This is a genomic window from Paenibacillus favisporus, assembly GCF_040545415.1.
In the GTDB taxonomy this organism is placed as follows: Bacteria; Bacillota; Bacilli; order Paenibacillales; family Paenibacillaceae; genus Paenibacillus_AQ; species Paenibacillus_AQ favisporus.
The window spans coordinates 441109-460299 of record NZ_JBEPLV010000002.1; the positions used below are offsets into that span (position 1 = coordinate 441109).

The window sequence follows — 19191 nt, forward strand, 5'->3', positions numbered from 1 at the left end:
CATGGCAGGCAAAAAGAAAAGAAGAAGCAAAAAGTGGATCGTCAACATCGTGCTCGGTATCATCTGTTTCGTATGGCTGCTGCCGACGCTGGGGCTGCTGATTTCGTCCTTCCGTCCGGCTGCGGATATTTTGGAGACCGGATGGTGGAAGGTATTCCCTCACCAGGAATGGAAAACGAAGGACACGATTCAGCTGTCCAAGGATGTTGACCTGCGCGGGCCGATCGAAGTGAACGGCCAGACGTATACGGACGACCAGCTCAAGAGCGGCGTCATGCAGGACGGAAAGCGGCTGACCTGGGAAAACCGCCGCGCACGCGAAATCAGCGTGCAGGATCAGGGCTGGGTCGGCTCGTCCAAACTGACGCTCGATAACTATAAAAACGTGATCACAGGTAAGGAGTATACGATCAAAAATGCCGACGGCAGCGAGTCGAAGGAGAAGGGAACCGGCTTATCCCAGGCGTTCTGGAACACGCTGACGATTGCGGTTCCGGCGACGGTCATTCCGGTCCTGATCGCATCCTTCGCCGCCTATGCCTTCGCCTGGCTGCGTTTTCCGGGGCGCAAGACGCTGTTCGTCGTCATTATCGCGATGCTGGTCATTCCGATTCAGGTGGCGCTCATCCCCGTGCTGAAAGATTATACTTCGCTCGGCCTGAACGGCAGCTACCTCGGAATCTGGCTGGCGCATACGGCGTTCGGCCTGCCGCTGGTTACGTACTTTATGTACAACTTCATCAGCCAGCTGCCAAAAGACTTGTTCGAATCGGCCTTTATGGACGGGGCTACCCACTTCACGATTTTCAGCCGGCTGATCCTGCCCTTGTCGGTCCCGGCGCTTGCTTCCATCGGCATCTTCCAGTTTCTGTGGGTATGGAACGACTACCTCGTCTCGCTGATCTTTATCGGCAACCAGCCGGAAGTGCAGGTCATGTCGATGAAAATCGCCGATCTGGTCGGCTCCCGCGGCAACGACTGGCACCTGCTGACGTCCGCCGCCTTTATCTCGATGCTGATGCCGCTTGCGATCTTCTTCCTGCTCCAGAAGTACTTCGTCAGAGGACTGATGGGCGGATCGGTGAAAGGTTAACGGTACCGCTGGGTAACATGAACATATAATGAAGCCCTTGCGGCGTAAGGAGCTGAAGTCGAAGATGAGAATGGAAACGTATGTGAGGCCGCAGCCGCTGTACCCTTATGAGGCATGGAGTCTGTCCGAGGAAACGTATGACGAGGCAAACAACCAGCGCAGCGAAAGCCTATTTGCCATAGGCAACGGATATATCGGCATGCGCGGCAATTTCGAGGAAGGCTTTTACGGCATGTTGGGCAACTCCGTCACCGGCAACTATCTGAACGGGTTCTATGACTCCGAGCCGATCGTGTATCCGGAAGGGGCGTACGGGTATCCGGAGCGGAATCACGCGATGCTGAACGTGACCAACGCACAGCGGGTGGAGCTGCGGATCGAGGGCCAGCTGTTCCATCTGAACAGCGGCGTCGTCCACGACTACCGGCGGGAGCTGGACATGAAAAAGGGGATGCTGACGCGCGAGATCGAGTGGGAAGCACCCGGCGGCCAGCGTGCCCGGATCCGGATCCGCCGGTTCGCCGCCCTCCAGCACAAGCATTTGGCGGCGATCCATTATGAAGTCACCGCCCTTAATTTCAGCGGGGCCATCAGCCTGACCTCCGCGCTGGACGGTAAGATCGCATCGCAGAACAACAACGGCGATCCCCGTCTGGGCGCCGCCAAGGCTGAGCAGAGCTTGCTGCTCGAAGATTCGGGCCGTGACGGAGAGCTGTCCTGGATGAGACAGCGTACCCGGCATTCGGGATTTGTGCTCCTGACGGCCATGAGCCATGATCTGCAGACGAATCAGCCCTCCCAGACTTCGGCGTGGTCGGAGAACGAGTATGCGGCATCCGAATTTACCGTATCACTCCGGCAGGGGGAGAGCGCAGCCCTCACCAAATACGTCACGTACCATACGTCCAAGGATTATGCCGAAGGGGAGCTGCTTGTCCGTGCAGAAGAGGTTCAGCGGATGGCTCGGCAGTCGGGGTTTGAGGTGCTTGCCCAAGAACAGCTGTCTTTTCTCGAACAGTTCTGGAAAACCGCCGACGTGGAAATCGCCGGCGACCCTGCACTGCAGCAGGGCATCCGCTTCAATGCGTTTCAGCTGCTGCAGTCCGTCGGCCGGGACGGCGCGACAAACATCGGCGCCAAGGGTCTCACAGGCGAAGGATATGAAGGCCATTACTTCTGGGATACGGAAATGTACATGCTGCCGTTCTTCACCTATACCCGGCCGGATATTGCCAGGGCGCTGCTGCATTTCCGCTACGCCACGCTGGACAAAGCCCGCGAACGGGCCCGGGTCATGTCGCAGAAGGGAGCCTTGTTCCCTTGGCGGACCATCGACGGGGAAGAGAACTCGTCGTATTATCCCGCCGGTACGGCCCAGGCCCACATCAACGCGGACATTGCCTACGGGATCAAGCAGTATGTGTCCGCCACCGGAGATTCCGATTTCCTGCTGAATGAGGGCGCCGAAATATTGTTTGAGACGTCGAGGTTCTGGCTGGACCTTGGACACTTCAACCCCGCCCGCGACGGAAAATTCTGCATCGACGGCGTGACCGGACCTGACGAGTATACGGCCATCGTCAACAATAACGCCTATACGAACCTTATGGTGCAGGATCAGCTGCGCTACGCGGTGCAGGTGGCCGGCTGGCTGGCGGAATCACATCCGGCGGAAGATCAGCGCCTTCGGGCGGCGATCAGCCTGACGGACGAGGAAATCGCGCTTTGGGGCAGGGCCGCGGAGAACATGTTCGTGCCGTATGATGCAGAACTCGGCATCTATGCGCAGGACGATACGTTCCTGACGAAGGCCAAATGGGATTTTCAGAACACGCCGGCCGACAAGTACCCTCTGCTTCTGCATTTTCATCCGCTCGTCATCTACCGCCACCAGGTGCTGAAGCAGGCCGATCTGGTGCTGGCGCTGTTCCTGCTCGGCGAACGGTTCACGATGGAGGAGAAGATCCGGAACTACCGCTACTATGAGCCTTTGACGACGCATGATTCCTCACTGTCGCCGTGCATTCACAGCATCGTCTCGGCCGAGATCGGCGAACTCGAAGAAGCGTATGCTTATTTCGACCGGACGGTGCGCATGGATCTGGATGACATCAACCGGAATGCCAAGGACGGGCTGCATACGGCGGCCATGGCCGGGTCCTGGATGTCCATCGTATACGGGTTTGCGGGCATGCGCTTGGTAGACGGCATGCTGGAATTTGCGCCGGCGCTGCCGGGGCAGTGGGACAGCTATCGCTTCCGGATCATGAACCAAGGCCGGCTTCTGGAGGTGCTTGTCGACGCGGAAGGAACGGAATATGGACTTCTGGAGGGTGAATCGCTGCAGATCCGTCACAAGGGGGAAGAGCTGACCCTTGAGGCAGGGAAGACGGTCAGAAGGTAACGAAAAACGGCGGGGTTTTGGAACGAAGGACACCGGGGAATCACCCGGCAGATTCGTCCCGGAACTCCGCTTTTCATCTTTATAAAAAAAGTTTGGCGAAACGCTTGACGATGATAATGGATCCATGGTAAGATCTATCTTGTCGCTAAGAAAAAAACATTTCGAACGTGACCAACTGAATATGCGGTCGTGGCGGAATTGGCAGACGCGCACGGTTCAGGTCCGTGTGGGCTAACCCCCGTGGAGGTTCGAGTCCTCTCGACCGCATCGTTGATAGGATCATGTGATTGCTGAAAGGCAATGCATGATCCTATTTTTATGTTTATTTACGCCGATAGGCGTTTTTTTTATTCTCTTCAGGATTGTGATTACAGACTTGAGCCGGGGGCTCTTGGATCAGGGCACCCGGCCTAACTGCTCCCGAAGCCGCGTGATGTCGCTGATCGGCGGAAGGCCGAAAAGCCGGGCGTATTCGCGGCTGAATTGGGACGGACTTTCGTAACCGACTCGAAAAGCCACATCCGCTGCATCGGCAGATTCGGATAACAAGAGACGGCGGGCCTCCTGCAGCCGCAGCTGCTTTTGGTACTGCAGCGGGCTCATGGCCGTGACCTCCTTAAAATGACGGTGCAGGGAGGAGGGGGCCATATGGGCAGCTGCCGCCAGCTCATCGATCCGCAGCGGCTCCATGTATTCCCGCTTAAGCTGCTCTACCACCACGGCAATTCGGTTCGAGCTGCTTCCCCTCAAGGCCATTTGCCTTAATACGTCTCCTTGCTCTCCCTGCAAAATCCGATATAAGATTTCACGAACGATGAGCGGTGCCAGTATCGGTATATCCTCCGGGTTATCGAGCAGGCGTGTGAGCCTGACAGCCGCGTCCAAGAGAGGAGCAGTCGATTGTTCCACGAATAACCCCCGTTTCGAACGGAGCTTCTTCCGGGATACCGGATTCGCCTCGTTTACTAAGTCCAACGCATCTTTTAGGTTAAGTTTAAGCCTGAAGCACAAATAAGGCACATCAGGCGATGCTTCAATAATCTGTGCGGAGACGGGCAAATCCAGGGAGATGACCAGATAGCTGGACGGCCCATACGTAAAGCTCTCGTCTGCAAGCATGACCACCTTCGAACCTTGGGAGACGATGCACAGCTCCGGTTCATGGACCGAAAACGAAGGGAACGTCGTTTTCGAACTGCGAATCAGGGAAAGGGAAGGAATGAGCGTCTCGTGAATGCCGTCTCCGTCCGTATGTTTTTCCATCAATAGGGACAATTCCTTCTGATACGAAACCAAGGAATTGGCGTGGTTGGATAAATCCCGCATGAATTGTTTTCCCCTCCTTATCTATGTCCATTATAAGCCCTGTTGGATCCAGCGATGAATCGTTTTGAGAGAATCAGGCAATCATTTGCGATTTTTAGACTACCTCTGCTTTTTTCGGCTGGTTCATAATCAGGTTGAAAGAAAGGAGAGGAAGAGTAATGGATAAGCGCATTTTCATTCTGGCGCTGGCTGCCTTTACAGTAGGCTCCGTTGAACTGGTCATTGCTGGGATTTTGGATATGATCGCCCGGGATCTGCGCGTTTCCGTCGGTGTGGCCGGCCAACTGGTTTCGGTGTATTCTCTGGTTTTCGCCTTAGGATCCCCCGTCTTGATCGCTTTAACTACGAAGGTTGAGCGCCGAAGGCTGCTGGTCATCGCCATGCTGGTGTTTACGGCTGGAAATATCATGTCTATGTTAAGTCCGAATTTTACGATGCTGCTGCTATCCAGGGTTATTCTGGCGGCAAGCTGCTCCATTGTTGTCGTTCTGTCGATCACCCTGGCTTCGGGGATTGTGACCCCTGAAGCAAAAGGGCGTGCGATTGGAATGATCTTTATGGGGATCAGCGGCGCCCTCGTGCTCGGCGTTCCGCTGGGGACATTGATCGGCGAGGCTTGGGGCTGGCGGGCAACCTTTGCTTTTATTGGCGTACTTTCGTTCATTGTGACGATATGCATCATGAAATTTCTGCCCCAAGCGGCGTCTCCGCCTAAGCTTCCGATGCGGGAACAGCTGCGTACGTTGGGAAATTCTAAAATTGTGTTCGCCCATCTCGTCTCCATTCTGCAAATGACGGGCCAGTTTACGATCTATGCCTATATCACGCCGTTTTTACAGACCATGTTGAACCTGTCTCCCGGTCAAATCAGCTTCGTCTTGCTGGTTTATGGGCTCGCCGGCATTGCAGGGGGGTGGATTGGAGGGTGGGCGGCCGACCGCTTTGGGGCAGCCCGGACAATGATCGTCACGCTGCTGCTCCACGCCATGGCGATCCTGCTTCTGCCCTGGGCAGCTGCCTCCATGCTGCGCTTGCTGCCCGTCGTCATCGTCTGGTGTGCGTTTAACATGGCGCCAAGTCCGGCTATTCAAAGCTATTTGGTGCGGCTTGCACCAAAGTCGGCGGACATCCAGCTCTCCCTAAATACCTCCTCGCTGCATCTCGGCGTAGCTGCGGGATCTGCCATCGGCGGCGTGGTGATCAGCCGTTATGAGGTTACGGCCAATGCCTGGATCGGAGGTCTGATTGTTATCCTGGCTATTGTTTCGGCCATCGTTACCCTGTACAGAGGCAGGGTGATTCATAATAAAGAAGATAACTCCCTTCAGGAGAGCTCTTCCTGAGAAAGCCGTCTCTGTCATGTAAAAGGTAACCCTAGTGAACCGCCCATCCGATAACCGGATGGGTGGTTTTTTGCATTTTATTTCTCCTGCTCCTGGATCACCTGCTCGATCCCGAGCAGAATCAGCTTTAGTCCGAACTCGAACGCCTTGTCTGTCCCCATCAGCTCGAACAGCCCGTTCTTGAACATCCTCCGGAACAGTCCGGCATCCGTCTCGCTCATGGAGTCCAGAAGGCGAATCATCTCCTCACCTGGAAGCGCTCCTTCTCCGTGCTCCTTAACAATCGCGGAGACATTGCGCTGGTGCTCATAATCGTCCAGAACGAAGTTGAAAATATAATTCATCAGCGTAAGAACCACTTGCATTTTTTGCTCCTGCTCGAGCGGCGTCGATTCCACGCAGAGCAGCATCCGGTTGGTGAACCGGATGATGTCCGGTTCGTGGGGCAGCGTCAACATCATAAGCTGCGTGGAGCAGGGATACCGGCCGAGCACGCTTCGCACCGTTACCGCTAGCCCCTTCAGCTGCTCCTTCCAGTCCCCCTCGGCGTGGTACTCCTCCAGAATAATTTTCGATACCTGGTTGGCCAGACGCTGGTAGAGATTTTGTTTGCTCTTGAAGTACCAGTATATCGAGGGAGCCTGAATCCCCAGCCGGTCGGCCAATCGTCTCATGCTGAACTTTTCGATACCTTCCTCGCCAAGAAGCTCCCACGAGGCTTCCAAAATCCGATCCTCCGAAATCTGAGGCTGCTGTTTTTTCATCGGGAATCCATCCTTTTACCTAACAGTGTAAGTTTATGCTTTACATGTTCATAAGACCATGATATCATCTAACACTGTAAGGTTCAAACTAACACTGTAAGATGACATCTGCACTGTTAGACGGTTGACCTAAATCAATAAAGAAAGCAGGGACCCGCATGGATACAGAAAATCTTTATTACTTTGAAAAGGCACCGGTCGCCAAAGCCGTAGCTCACTTCGCTGTACCGATGATGCTGGGCACGTCAATGAGTGTCATCTATTCCATATTGAATGCCTATTTCCTGGGCACACTCCACAATACGGCGATGTTAACCGCTCTCGCGTTAACCTTGCCGTTGTTCGCCATCATTATGGCACTGGGCAACTTGATTGGCATCGGAGGCGGTACCTTCATTTCCCGTTTGCTGGGAGAGAAAAAATTGGATGATGTCAAGCATGTGTCTTCATTCGCTTTTTACAGCAGTTTAGTTATTGGTCTTATCGTGATGGCCGTAGGTATCCCGCTGATTGATCCCATTGTCCATGGCCTGGGGGCAACGCCCGACTCCTTCGGCTTCACGAAGGACTATGTCACGATGATGCTTATTGGTTCACCATTCGTCATCTTATTTTTTACACTGGAAAATATCGTACGCTCGGAGGGTGCGGCAATGACGTCGATGATGGGGATGATTCTGAGTGTTGTCGTGAATATTATTCTCGATGTGCTGGTCATCTTCGCTTTTCATTGGGACGTGATCGGCGTTGCGTCAGCTACGGTCGTTTCCAACCTGGTCGCGAGCGTCTTCTACGCCTACCATATGGGATACAAGAGCTCATTTTTAACCATCTCCGTTAAATGGTTTAAGGCGTCCAAAGAGATTTTGAGCAATGTCATCAAAATTGGAGTGCCCGTCTTTATTATGAGCATCTTTTTGGGGGCCATGTCGCTCATCTTTAATCGTTTTCTTGTAGAATATGGGGATCAGGCCGTTGCAGCTTACGGAATTTCATCGCGCTTATTGCAGTTTCCCGAGTTTATTCTGATGGGTTTATGTGAGGGAGTCGTGCCATTGATTGCTTTCTCTTTTACAGCGAATAAATTGCGTATGAAGCAAACGATCGGATTTACGATCAAAACGATTGTAGCGTTAGCCGTCGCGTTCGGCATCATCGTCTATTTGATTTCCGACCACTTGATCGGTTTATTTACGAATGACCCGCAATTAATCGAAATGGGCAGCTATATTCTGCATGTGACGTTCTTATCCTTGTTCATTACAGGCATGACCACGTTGTTTACGGGGATCTTCCAAGCGACAGCTCAAGGAACCGCTGCGTTTATTATGTCCATTATTCAAGGAGTTACGCTGATTCCTGTACTCTATATCGCCAATCGAATGAACGGCTTCCACGGGGTAGTCTGGTCGCTCGTCATCGCGGATGCCGCCGCGTTCCTGGTTGGGGCAATTATGCTGTATGTTTTGCGGAACAAATTGCAGCCCGATATGGAAAGTTTAGTACAGTAGAAGACATAGGGTTATCGTACGTTGAGGAGATTACATTTTGCGAAGCAATAAAGGGGAGAGAGGCTTACCACGAAAATGAGGCCGATGCTCTTTTACTGCTATGATTGTGATATGTAGACATCTGTTGTTCTTGAACACAAAAAAGCTGCGGTCAACCACCCCGCAACCGTTGATTGTATAAAAGATCGAGACGACAGGATTTGAACCTGCGACCTCTTGCTCCCGAAGCAAGCGCTCTACCAAGCTGAGCCACGTCTCGTTAAGAGAAAGCTTATACTATAAAATTTACTCCGATTTTACATTTTGTAAAGGGGGTAAAAGAAAAATTCACAATTCGTTTAACGATTGGGCAAAATGATCCTGTGCTGCCAGCAAATGAAAAGACCGGGGGAATCGCAAAGATTCCTTCCGGTCTTGTTTGGTTTCTAAAGCGTAAGTTTTATTTGCCTTCAGCATCGCCCGGCTTGGACGGCTTTTCCGAATCATTCGCAGGGGTGGTATTGCCTGGCTTGCTGCCCGCTGGTGTATTGCCAGCCTGGGTATCTGTTGGAGTGCTGCTAGCTTTGGCATCTGCCGGTTTGGTCCCATCTGTCTTGGCATCGGCTGGTTTCGTGCTGCTCGTTTGATCATCTGCCGGGGAAGTCCCTGCTCCGGATCCGGCCGGAGGAGAAGTCGCCCCCGTGTTTGCATCCGTATTCGAATCCGTATTCGCATCCGTGTTCGCATGCTCCTTCTCCTGATCCTTCCACTCCGGCAGCGCCGCCACGTAAGCATCCGACATGCTGATCAGCTTGTGCGCCCGCTCGTACGTTTCCTTGGAATCCAGCGGTTTGGTGACCTTGCCTCCGTTCAGCGGATAGGTCACCCCGTCGGCGTAACCGGAGCCCGGTACGAACGCTCCCTTAGCCGAAATAAACGAGCCCGACGGGAGGTAATACCGCTGCGGCAGCACGGGACTGTTCTGGTTGAGCAGATCCTGGCCGAAGTGCACTTGGTTCTTCAGCGAGACGCCGATCAGATTGGCCAGCGTCGGGAAAATATCCGACTGCCCGCCGACCTGCTCCAGCGTCTGGGCTTTTTGGTTCGGCACGGAGAGGACGAGCGGGATGTTCATCATATCAGGGAGGGTGTACTCCCGTCCGTAAATTTCCTTCATCAGCTTTTTCTCTTTGTTATTGAGTGAATATATCGGAAGTCCCTGATGATCACCGTACAGGACGATGACGCTGTTGTCCCAGACGCCGTTTTTCTTCAGCTCGTCCACGAACTGGCCGAGGGCGTAGTCGGCATAGTTCTGGGACTGGATATAATCCCCGACAAGGGTTCCCTTATAACGGTCGGGAAGCTCCATCTTGAACTTGCGCTCCGGGATGCGGAACGGGTGATGGCCCGACATGGAAATGACCTGCACGTAGAACGGCTTGCCGGTTCCCTGCATCCGTGCCAGCTCGTCGGCCGTCTTGGCATATAGCAGCTCGTCCGATGAACCGAACGAAACGAGGTCATTTTTGCCGAAAAACTTGTCGTCGTAATATTTTTCCCAACCAAGCGCTTTATACAGCTGATCCCGGTTCCAGAACACGACGCTGTTCGTATGGAACGTCGCCGTCTGATAGCCGCTCGCGGCGAACGTTTTGGGCGCGCTCGGCAGCGCCTTGTCCGCATACACCTCGGAAGCAGCCCCGTTGGACGGAACGTAGAGGGAAGTGTTCACGACGAATTCGGCATCCGCCGTATTTCCCTGACCGACCTGCTGGAAGAAATGCGGGAAATACATATGATCTTTGACCAGCTTGTTCATGTTCGGGGTAATTTCCTTGCCGTCGATCTTCAGGTTGACGAGGAAATTCTGGAACGCTTCGAGCTGAATGACGATGACGTTTTTGCCCTTGGCGGCACCCCAGTATGCCGGCTGAGCCGGCTCGGTCGTTCCTTTCACCTGGGCAACCGCCTCAGGCGTGACCGACTTGGCGTCGACCTTGATGTTCTTGGAAGGGGCAAAGCCGACATACGCTTCATAGTTGAGAATCCCCATATCCCGGGCCTGCTGGAATTCGTTCATCCCGCTCCGGAACGGAAAAATGCACGCGGCACAGGCGATCAGTGCCAGGACGGCTCCCCCAGCAAACCACGGGCGACCCGTTCGGACGGACAAGCTGCGGCCAAAGGCGCGGAACCGCCGGCTGGAACAGATAAGGATGAACAGCACGACGATATCGGTGAAAATGAACAAGTAATACGGATCCATGAGCGAAAAGACGCTGCTGTTGACCTCCGATACCTGGTTTACTTGGCGAAGCTCATGATAAGTAACGATAACTCCGAAATACTTATAGTACATAATGACGGCAAAATAAATAATGGTCAGAACCAGGTCCACAATCAGGTAGGTGACCAGCTTCTTGCGGTAGGCCAGCGTTTCGATCAGGCAGAAGAGCAGCCATACGGGCGGTATGCCCGTCAGCAGCATCATGCCGAAGCCTCCGGCATTTTCCCTGAACACGACCGTCCAGACCAGAAGCATTTTTAAAATCATGACTATGGAGAAGAAGATAAAAGGTTTACCTATCAGCGCTCTCCATGAAAAACGGTTATGCAAAATCAATCGACGCCCCTTTCGTAATTTCCACACAGATCGCCAAGCCCATTCAAGGGCGTATAGGAATCAGCAGCGTACGGTCTGTCATCCGCAGGTTGTCCTGCCGGCGGGCCGCCCGCGTTCCCTCTTCAGCATCATGGATTACCCCTTATCAAAAACGCCATCAGGCCACAGCAAACACAAGGCTTGGACACCTGTGCTAAGCCGGGCCATACGCGGGACAATGAAGTTAATAGTAACTATTACACTATTGCAATTTAAGCACAGGGCCCAGGGAATTGCAAGAATCGCCCGGGATGCGAAAGAGGGGGTGGACCCGGCTGGGCATAGCCTCCCGAACCGGGCTGATGATTGATGAAGAAGGATGTCATCACTCTATTATATATAGGAAGAGACAGGATCATTCCATCGGTGAGAAGGGGAGATGCTGTGTGGAAAAAGGCGGAGGGACCCGTTACTTCGTCAATCCGGCATGAATTGTATCGAGGTTCCATTTCATCATGGTGAGGTAGCTGTCTCCTTCTTCCCCGGGCTTGCCGGTGGAATCGGTGAACACCTTGCCGAATATCCGAACCCCGGTCTCCTTGGAGACGCTCTCCATACTGCGCGGATCCACGCTGGTCTCCACAAACAATGCAGGCACCTGCTCCGCCTTCACGATATCGATAATCCGCTTCATCTGCTCAGGGGTGCCCTGGTTCTCCGTATTGATCTCCCAAATGTATTGGGCTTTCAGCCCGTAAGCCGCGGAAAAATATTTAAAAGCCCCTTCGCTTGTAACGAGAACCCGGCGTTCCTCCGGGATGTCGGCAAAGCGTGTCACGGCATCATCGTGCAGCTTCTTCAATTCCTCGATATAGTTCCCGGCATTCTGCTCATAATATTCACGGTTGGCCGGGTCCGCTTTCGTCAGAGCCGCAAGGGCGTTCTCCGCATAACGGATCCCGTTCTCAATGCTCAGCCAGGCATGCGGATCCTGCTCGGATTCCTTGCCGGCGGAGGTCAGGTACATCGGCTCCACGCCTTCGCTCAGTGCATAGACAGGGGCCTCTTCCCCCGCTTTTCCCGACGTCTCCAGCAGTTTGGCGAACCAGCCGTTCCCCGTCTCCAGATTAAGCCCGTTATAGAAAATGACATCGGCATCGCTGGCATGCTTGAGATCCGCAGGCAGCGGATCATATTCATGGGGGTCCGTGCCGACCGGCACGATCGAATACAGCTCTACGCGGTCCCCAGCAACCTGCTTCACGATATCGTACAGGATCGAATACGTGGTCAGCACGACCGGCTTCTCCCCGGAAGAGCCGGCTTTATTCCCGGTTTGACCGGAGCAGCCGGCGGAAAGTGCCAGGACCAGCATAAGTACGGCTCCGAGCCAAACCTTCCTTTTATGTTTCATACGATTTCCCTCCTATTTAAAAAGAATCATTGCGGCGCGAACCCTGCTGCCTTCCGGGCAGACGGCGTCAAAGTCCTTTCAGCGCCGCCTTTTTGCGCCGGGAACGGAAATGCCGCCACAGGACGCCCTGTTTTGGTGAAAAGGCCAATGCCAGCATGAACCAGACAGCTGACGCGAGCACGATGGCTGCACCGGAGGCCAGATTGTATTTGACGCTGAAATACAGCCCCACCACGGCTGATAACGCGCCGAAGCCGGCGGCCAGATAAATCATCACCCACAGCCGGTTGGTCAGCAGATAAGCGGTGGAGGCAGGGGTGATCAGCATGGCGACGACGAGGATGATCCCGACGGTCTGCAGAGAGGCGACGGTCACGAGGGTGAGCAGGGTCATCAGCAGGTAATGGATAAGCCGCCCGGGCAGCCCGTATGCCGCGGACATAACCGGATCGAACGAGCTGACCAGCAGCTCTTTGTAGAACAAGTAGACGACCGCGGCGATCACGATGCCGATGATCAGCGTGATCCACATGTCGGAGGCGCGGACCGCAAGTACGTTGCCGAACAGGATGTGGTACAGGTCGGTCGAGCTTTTCGCAAAGGTAATCAGGATGATGCCGACGGCAAAAAAGGACGTAAACACGATGCCGATAGCCGAGTCGTTCTTGATCCGGCTGTTTTGGCTGACGTATCCGATGCCAAGGGCCGTCAGCACGCCCGTGACCACGGCGCCGAAAAAGAAGTTGATGCCCAGCATGTAGGACAGGGCGACGCCGGGCAGGACCGCATGGGAAATCGCGTCGCCCATGAGCGCCATGCCGCGCAGAATGATAAAGCAGCCGATAATGCCGCAGATCATTCCGACCATGACCGAGGTCAGCAGCGCTTTTTGCAAAAAGCCGTATTCCAGGATTCCGCTCAGAAATTCCATTACACACCCACTCCGTTCTTTTCGAGAAAGGTCAGCTGCGCCGCATAAGCCTGGCTGAGAATGTCCGGACGGCAGACTTCACGGGCCGGACCTGCCTTCACCAGCTCGCCGTTAAGCAGCACAAGCCCGTCGAAATACGCTTCCGCCTTGCTCAAATCGTGATGGACCACGAGCACCGTGCGGTTCTGATCCCGCAGCTCTTTCAAAATGGCGACGATCGTCTCCTCGCTGGCGGCGTCCACGCCGACGAAGGGCTCATCCAGGCAGAACAGCTCCGCCTCCTGGGCGAGCGCCCGGGCGAGAAATACGCGCTGCTGCTGTCCGCCGGACAGCTCGCCGATCTGCCGGGAGCCGAAATCCTCCATGCCGACCTTCTCCAGGCAGTGGTAGGCCAGCTCTTTATGCTGCCGCCGCGGCCTCTTGAGCAGGCCGAGCTTCGGGTAGGTGCCGAGCAGGACGGTATCGATGACCGTAATCGGGAACGTCATGTCAATTTCGCTGCGCTGCGGAACATAGGCGATGCGGGTCCGGGCTTCCTTGACGCTGCCGCCGAGGATGCGAACCTCGCCGTGGTCCCGCGGAATCAGCTCAAGGAGCGACTTCATCAGCGTGGATTTACCGGCCCCGTTGGGTCCGATAATACCGGTCATACTGCCGGGAAGCAGCGTAAAACTGACGCCGCGAAGGGCATCCTTGCCGTGATAGGAGACGAATAGGCTGTCGACGGACACCGAAGGGTCGCGGTGACGGGGGAGCATAGTATAAACCTCCTTTGGATTATGAAAACTTTGACATAAGTTTCCCTTAGGACAAATTAATGCACATATATAAAAATTTTTACCTAAGGAAACTTTATTGAGTATAGGCTAAAACAGATGGGGAGAATTGTAAAGTGTTTTTTTACCTGGGTTGTCCGTTTTTCGTGGGGTAAAACGAGGTCGAAACAGTGTTAGTATGCGGGGCGATCATAGGGGGCGGAGCCCAAAAAAGCCCTGATTCCGTGGAATCAGGGCTTCATATCCTGCTCGGTGATTTGCTGTTTGACGAAGTGCTTGAACTGCTCCCTGAGCGGCGAATAGGGCTGATCGGCGTGATAGGCCATATAGGCCTTGACCGATTTGCCTGCGGGACCGGGGGCGGGCAAGTATTGGAGACTTCCGGCGGCGAGCTCGCTTGCGATGCCGGACAAGGGGAAGAAGGAGATGAAATCCCCGTCCTCTACCGTGTGCTTGACCGACTCCGGCGAATTGATGATCATGCGTTCCCACAAATGGATTCCGCTCTCGATCGCGTAGGTCCGGGTGAAGTCCCGCATAAAAGAGCCTTCGGCATGCTGGATGAAGAAGTGTTGGGCGACCAGCTGGTCGCTCAGCGATTTCAGGCTGGAGAAAGGGTGTCCCGGCGCAAAAATGACGACAAGCTCATCTTCCAGCAGCAGGTCTTCCTTGATGCCCGCAGCCGCAACGTCCTGCGAATAATAAAAGGCAAGGTCCACCTCATGGTTGTAGTGCAGCTCCTGAACGGTCCGGCTGGGCTGCACGGTCAGCTCGATCTGGATGCCGGGATACTGCCGGCAGAACCGGTTGACGAGTTTGGGCAGGTGAATCGTCCCCATCAGGCTGTCGGCGCCGATATGAAGAATGCCCTTGCCCAAATCGGCGTAGTCCTGCACGGCCTTCCGCGCCTCGGCAGCCAGCCCCGTCATTTTGACGGCGTAAGGGTACAGCGCCTTGCCGGCGTCGGTTAAGAGGATGCGGCCCCGCCTGGACTCGAAGAGGGCGATGCCCAGTTCTTCCTCTAAGCTTTTCATATGAAAGGTAACGGTCGGCTGTTTCATATCCAGCTCTTTGGCTACGTCGGTTACCTTCTTGTATTTTTCAATATAAACAAGGATTTGCAATTTTAACAAATTCAACGATGATTCCCCCTCGGTCACGTCCGATTCCTCTTCATTATAGAATTAATCTATAGACTCATAAAGATTATATTCTGATATTTATCTTTCTTTTTACAAAACGCATCATTTTACAAAATGATAGAGAACTACAATGAACTTGTCGGTAAACTTCATAGAGTTACACGGCAAACCAAAATGGGGGGAAACATTAGATTATGAAATTCAAAAAACCGTTACTTATGTTTTGTACGTTGGTCCTGGTACTTATGCTGGCTGCCTGCGGCAGCAAAAACAACGCAACCTCAGACGGCAGCAGTGCTGCGGGAACAACCACGACTGAAGATAAACCGGCGGCAGGGGAAACGCTCAGCGGTTCCGTGCTGGCTGTAGGATCCACCGCGCTTCAACCGCTCGTCGAGCAAGTGGCGCAAAAATTCATGGGCGAGTCCCAATATTCCCAAATCCAAGTTCAAGTCCAAGGCGGCGGCAGCGGCACCGGCCTGACTCAAGTTTCTGGCGGCCAGGCCAACATCGGGAACTCCGACGTATTTGCTGAAGAAAAGCTGGATGCAGACAAAGCCAAAGAACTCGTTGACCATCAAGTGGCCGTTGTAGCCATGGCGGCTGTAACGAATCCTGACGCAGGCGTAGACAGCCTGACGAAACAGCAGCTGGTTGATATTTTCACAGGTAAAGTGACGAACTGGAAAGACGTTGGCGGCAAGGATGAAAAGATCGTAATCGTCAACCGTCCTGCAAGCTCCGGTACCCGCGCAACGTTTGAAAAATATGCACTCGGAACGAAGACCGAAGACCTGCAAGGTTCGATCCAAGAAGATTCTTCCGGTACGGTGAAAAAGATCATTTCCGAAACGCCAGGTGCCATCGGATACCTTGCTCTGTCCTACCTGGACGACAAAGTGAAAACTCTGAAATATGACGGTGTGGAAGCAACGGAAGAGAACGTAGCCTCCGGTAAATACCCAGTATGGGCTTACGAGCACATGTACACCAAAGGTGAGCCTGCTCCGGAAGTGAAGGCGTTCCTGGACTACATGACTTCGGATGCCGTGCAAAACGGCGACGTGGTTGAGCTCGGATACATTCCGGCTTCCAAAATGGAAGTGAAACGCGACAAGGACGGCAACATCACGAAATAACATCAGGTTCCTTGAGCTCTCATGAAACACTGAATATGTACGACAAGAGGCGGAGAGACCAACTTCTGCCTCTATTTTCACTTTAGAAAGAAGGACAACGATGAAAGCTATAGATGAAAGGCCTGTAGGCATCGCTGACAATCCCCGTCCCGGACGGTTTAAAAAACATCATATGGAAGATTTCGCGGGACGCAGCTATACGACGATTTGCGCGATTCTTCTGATCGTCATTATTTTGTCCATCGTTTATTTTGTCGCTTCCAAAGGACTGGCGACTTTCTTCAAAGACGGCGTCAGCTTCAGCGAGTTTCTGTTCGGCTCCAAATGGGATCCGGACGGCAACCATGGCGAGCCGCAGTTCGGCGTCATGCCGTTTATTTTCGGCTCATTCGCGACGTCGATTCTGGCGGCGGTCATCGCCAGCCCGCTCAGCATCTGCGCATCGCTGTTCATGACGGAAATCGTACCGGGCTGGGGCAAAAAGCTGCTGCAGCCGGTCATTGAGCTGCTTGCCGGAATTCCGTCCGTCGTATACGGATTTGTCGGCCTGACGGTCATCGTTCCCGCCCTGCGCGACATGTTTCCCGGTCAGGGGATCGGGATCGCCGCGGGCTCGATCGTGCTGTCGGTCATGATCCTGCCGACGATTACGAGTATCGGTACCGACGCCCTGTCCTCGCTGCCGCGGGGCCTCAAGGAGTCCTCGTACGCACTCGGCGCAACACGCTGGCAAACCATCTACAGAGTTATTTTGCCAACCGTGCTTCCTTCTATTCTGACCGGGGTGGTCCTCGGCATGGCCCGCGCCTTCGGGGAAGCGCTGGCGGTACAGATGGTCATCGGGAATGCGCCGCATATTCCGCGGTCGCTGTTCGAATCCGCCTCAACGCTGACCAGCGTCATTACGCTGGATATGGGCAACACCGTCATGGGCACCGCGCACAGTAACGCGCTGTGGAGCATGGCGCTCGCACTCATGTTCATGACCTTTATCTTCGTCGTTATCGTTCGCCTGCTCGAAAGGAGAAATCGGATTTGAAAGCTAAAGCCGCTGACAAAATTGCAACAGCCATTATTGTGGTGTTTTCCTTATTAATCGTGGCAGTTCTGCTCGGACTGCTCGGATTTATTCTGTACCGGGGACTCAGCCACATCAGCTGGCACTTCCTGACATCGGTGCCCCAAACGATCCGGGAGGGCGGCGGCATCGGTCCGCAGCTGTTTAACTCCTTGTTCCTGCTGGTACTGACGCTTATTATTACAATTCCGCTGGGGCTGGGTGCCGGCATCTATATGGCCGAGTACGCCAAGCCAGGTAAAATCACCGGAGCAATCCGCCTCGTCGTCGAGGTGCTGTCCTCGTTTCCGTCTATCGTCGTCGGCTTGTTCGGCCTGCTCCTGATCGTCAACACGTTCGGCTTTGGCTTTTCGCTCTTCTCAGGCGCGCTGGTGCTGACGATCTTTAATCTGCCGCTCATGGTCCGCATCACGGAGCAGGCGTTCCGCAGCGTACCGAAGGAGCAGAAGGAAGCGGGACTAGCGCTCGGTTTATCAAAATGGAAAATCATCACGTCCGTGCTGTTTCCCGTCGCCCTGCCGAGCATTGTGACCGGTACGGTTCTAGCGGCAGGACGTGTATTCGGGGAAGCGGCGGCGCTCCTGTTCACCGCAGGGATGTCCACGCCGCGCCTTGATTTTACCAACTGGAACCCGCTGAGCCCTACGTCGCCGATCAATCCGTTCCGTCCGGCGGAGACGCTGGCCGTGCATATCTGGAAAATCAACAGTGAGGGCATTGCGCCCGACGCGGCGGAAATTGCCGCAGGCGCTTCGGCGGTGCTCGTGATCCTCGTGCTTGTCTTCAACCTGTTTGCCCGCTGGTTCGGCAACCTGCTCTATAAGATCATGACGGCATCCAAACGAATGGGATAGGAGAAATGAGCATGCAACAATCATCGACTACATTCCGTACTGAAAACCTGAGCGTGTTTTACGGGGCGTACGAAGCCGTGAAGAACATCAGTCTGACCTTCCCGGACAAGAGCGTTACCGCGCTCATCGGCCCGTCGGGCTGCGGGAAATCGACGTTTCTGCGGTCCCTGAACCGAATGAACGACGAGATTTCCCAAGCCGTGATCAAGGGGAAGATCTGGATCGGCGGGGAGGACATCAACGATCCTTCCACCGACGTCATTCAGCTGCGGCAAAAAATCGGTATGGTATGGCAGAAGCCGAACCCATTTTATAAATCCATTTACGAAAATATCGCTTTTGGACCGAAGTACCATGGCGTGAAAAATAAAAAAGAGCTCGACCAGATTGTCGAGTCCAGCCTGCGCAAAGCGGCGCTGTGGGACGAAGTGAAGGACCGCCTGAAGCAGTCCGCCTTGTCGCTCTCGGGCGGCCAGCAGCAGCGCCTGTGCATTGCGCGCGCCTTGTCGGTCAACCCGGGGATTCTGCTCCTCGATGAGCCGGCGTCGGCCCTCGATCCGGTTTCGACCTCCAAGGTCGAGGAACTGATCGTCGAGCTCAAGAAAGAGCTGAGCATCGTCATCGTGACGCACAACATGCAGCAGGCCGCACGGATTTCCGACTATACGGCGTATTTCTACCTCGGTACGCTGATGGAGCATAACGATACCGAAATTATTTTCACCAACCCGGCCAATGCCATGACCCAGGAGTATATCTCCGGTCGGTTTGGATGAGCCGCCGTATGCAGCACAGCAAAAAGCCGTCTCCCCATCAAGAATGGGGGACGGCT

General features: G+C 54.3%; 15 protein-coding genes and 2 tRNA genes. 9 read left to right on the top strand and 8 right to left on the bottom strand.

Features of this window, described 5'->3' with window-relative positions:
* Window position 1 precedes the first annotated feature (1 nt).
* From ABID47_RS10110 to ABID47_RS10120, 3 genes are all read left to right on the top strand, one after another.
* Window positions 2-1093, top strand: a complete 1092-nt coding sequence (locus ABID47_RS10110) for a carbohydrate ABC transporter permease (RefSeq protein ID WP_089546004.1) — start codon at window positions 2-4, stop codon at window positions 1091-1093.
* A gap of 64 nt (window positions 1094-1157) precedes the next feature.
* Window positions 1158-3497, top strand: coding sequence for a glycoside hydrolase family 65 protein (locus tag ABID47_RS10115; RefSeq protein WP_354496356.1), 2340 nt, complete (start codon window positions 1158-1160; stop codon window positions 3495-3497).
* A gap of 183 nt (window positions 3498-3680) precedes the next feature.
* Window positions 3681-3764 (top strand) — tRNA-Leu (locus tag ABID47_RS10120).
* 129 nt (window positions 3765-3893) lie between these two features.
* Here ABID47_RS10120 and ABID47_RS10125 read toward each other — a convergent pair.
* Window positions 3894-4823 carry an AraC family transcriptional regulator gene (locus ABID47_RS10125; protein WP_354496358.1) on the bottom strand — a complete coding sequence of 310 codons (930 nt, stop codon included), beginning with the start codon at window positions 4821-4823 and terminating at the stop codon, window positions 3894-3896.
* A 158-nt stretch (window positions 4824-4981) separates the two neighbouring features.
* On the opposite strand from ABID47_RS10125, the gene ABID47_RS10130 reads away from it, so the two are divergent.
* Window positions 4982-6166, top strand: a complete 1185-nt coding sequence (locus tag ABID47_RS10130) for an MFS transporter (protein WP_354496360.1) — start codon at window positions 4982-4984, stop codon at window positions 6164-6166.
* 77 nt (window positions 6167-6243) lie between these two features.
* Here ABID47_RS10130 and ABID47_RS10135 read toward each other — a convergent pair whose 3' ends face one another.
* Window positions 6244-6930, bottom strand: a complete 687-nt coding sequence (locus ABID47_RS10135; RefSeq protein ID WP_116232430.1) for a TetR/AcrR family transcriptional regulator — start codon at window positions 6928-6930, stop codon at window positions 6244-6246.
* Between the two features lie 158 nt (window positions 6931-7088).
* Between ABID47_RS10135 and ABID47_RS10140 the strand changes: the two genes are divergently transcribed.
* Window positions 7089-8441 (top strand): MATE family efflux transporter, encoded by a 1353-nt coding sequence (locus ABID47_RS10140; RefSeq protein WP_354496362.1) that lies wholly within the window; start codon window positions 7089-7091, stop codon window positions 8439-8441.
* Between the two features lie 185 nt (window positions 8442-8626).
* Here ABID47_RS10140 and ABID47_RS10145 read toward each other — a convergent pair.
* From ABID47_RS10145 to ABID47_RS10170, 6 genes are all read right to left on the bottom strand, one after another.
* Window positions 8627-8700: transfer RNA gene (locus ABID47_RS10145), tRNA-Pro, on the bottom strand.
* Between the two features lie 180 nt (window positions 8701-8880).
* On the bottom strand, window positions 8881-11040 hold the full coding sequence (locus ABID47_RS10150; protein ID WP_354496364.1) for a sulfatase-like hydrolase/transferase: 2160 nt from the start codon (window positions 11038-11040) through the stop codon (window positions 8881-8883).
* 454 nt (window positions 11041-11494) lie between these two features.
* Window positions 11495-12439 (bottom strand): metal ABC transporter substrate-binding protein, encoded by a 945-nt coding sequence (locus tag ABID47_RS10155; protein ID WP_354496366.1) that lies wholly within the window; start codon window positions 12437-12439, stop codon window positions 11495-11497.
* A gap of 67 nt (window positions 12440-12506) precedes the next feature.
* On the bottom strand, window positions 12507-13370 hold the full coding sequence (locus tag ABID47_RS10160; RefSeq protein ID WP_145159848.1) for a metal ABC transporter permease: 864 nt from the start codon (window positions 13368-13370) through the stop codon (window positions 12507-12509).
* Window positions 13370-14128 carry a metal ABC transporter ATP-binding protein gene (locus ABID47_RS10165; protein ID WP_089546015.1) on the bottom strand — a complete coding sequence of 253 codons (759 nt, stop codon included), beginning with the start codon at window positions 14126-14128 and terminating at the stop codon, window positions 13370-13372. Before ABID47_RS10165 ends, ABID47_RS10160 begins: the two co-directional genes overlap by 1 nt.
* 248 nt (window positions 14129-14376) lie before the next feature.
* Window positions 14377-15285 carry a LysR family transcriptional regulator gene (locus ABID47_RS10170; RefSeq protein WP_354496369.1) on the bottom strand — a complete coding sequence of 303 codons (909 nt, stop codon included), beginning with the start codon at window positions 15283-15285 and terminating at the stop codon, window positions 14377-14379.
* Between the two features lie 197 nt (window positions 15286-15482).
* Here ABID47_RS10170 and ABID47_RS10175 point away from each other — a divergent pair, with 197 nt between their 5' ends.
* The 4 genes from ABID47_RS10175 to pstB all read left to right on the top strand — a co-directional run bounded on the left by ABID47_RS10175 (window position 15483) and on the right by pstB (window position 19135).
* Window positions 15483-16427, top strand: coding sequence for a phosphate ABC transporter substrate-binding protein PstS family protein (locus tag ABID47_RS10175; protein WP_354496371.1), 945 nt, complete (start codon window positions 15483-15485; stop codon window positions 16425-16427).
* Between the two features lie 172 nt (window positions 16428-16599).
* The gene (pstC, locus tag ABID47_RS10180; protein WP_260869391.1) at window positions 16600-17466 is read left to right on the top strand and encodes a phosphate ABC transporter permease subunit PstC; all 867 of its coding nucleotides are present in this window, start codon (window positions 16600-16602) and stop codon (window positions 17464-17466) included.
* Window positions 17463-18359 (top strand): phosphate ABC transporter permease PstA, encoded by an 897-nt coding sequence (gene pstA, locus ABID47_RS10185; protein WP_076170281.1) that lies wholly within the window; start codon window positions 17463-17465, stop codon window positions 18357-18359. The genes pstC and pstA overlap by 4 nt, the downstream gene beginning before the upstream one ends.
* 11 nt (window positions 18360-18370) lie before the next feature.
* Complete coding sequence (pstB, locus tag ABID47_RS10190) at window positions 18371-19135, top strand: phosphate ABC transporter ATP-binding protein PstB (RefSeq protein ID WP_089546020.1); 765 nt, start codon at window positions 18371-18373, stop codon at window positions 19133-19135.
* Window positions 19136-19191: the final 56 nt, after the last annotated feature.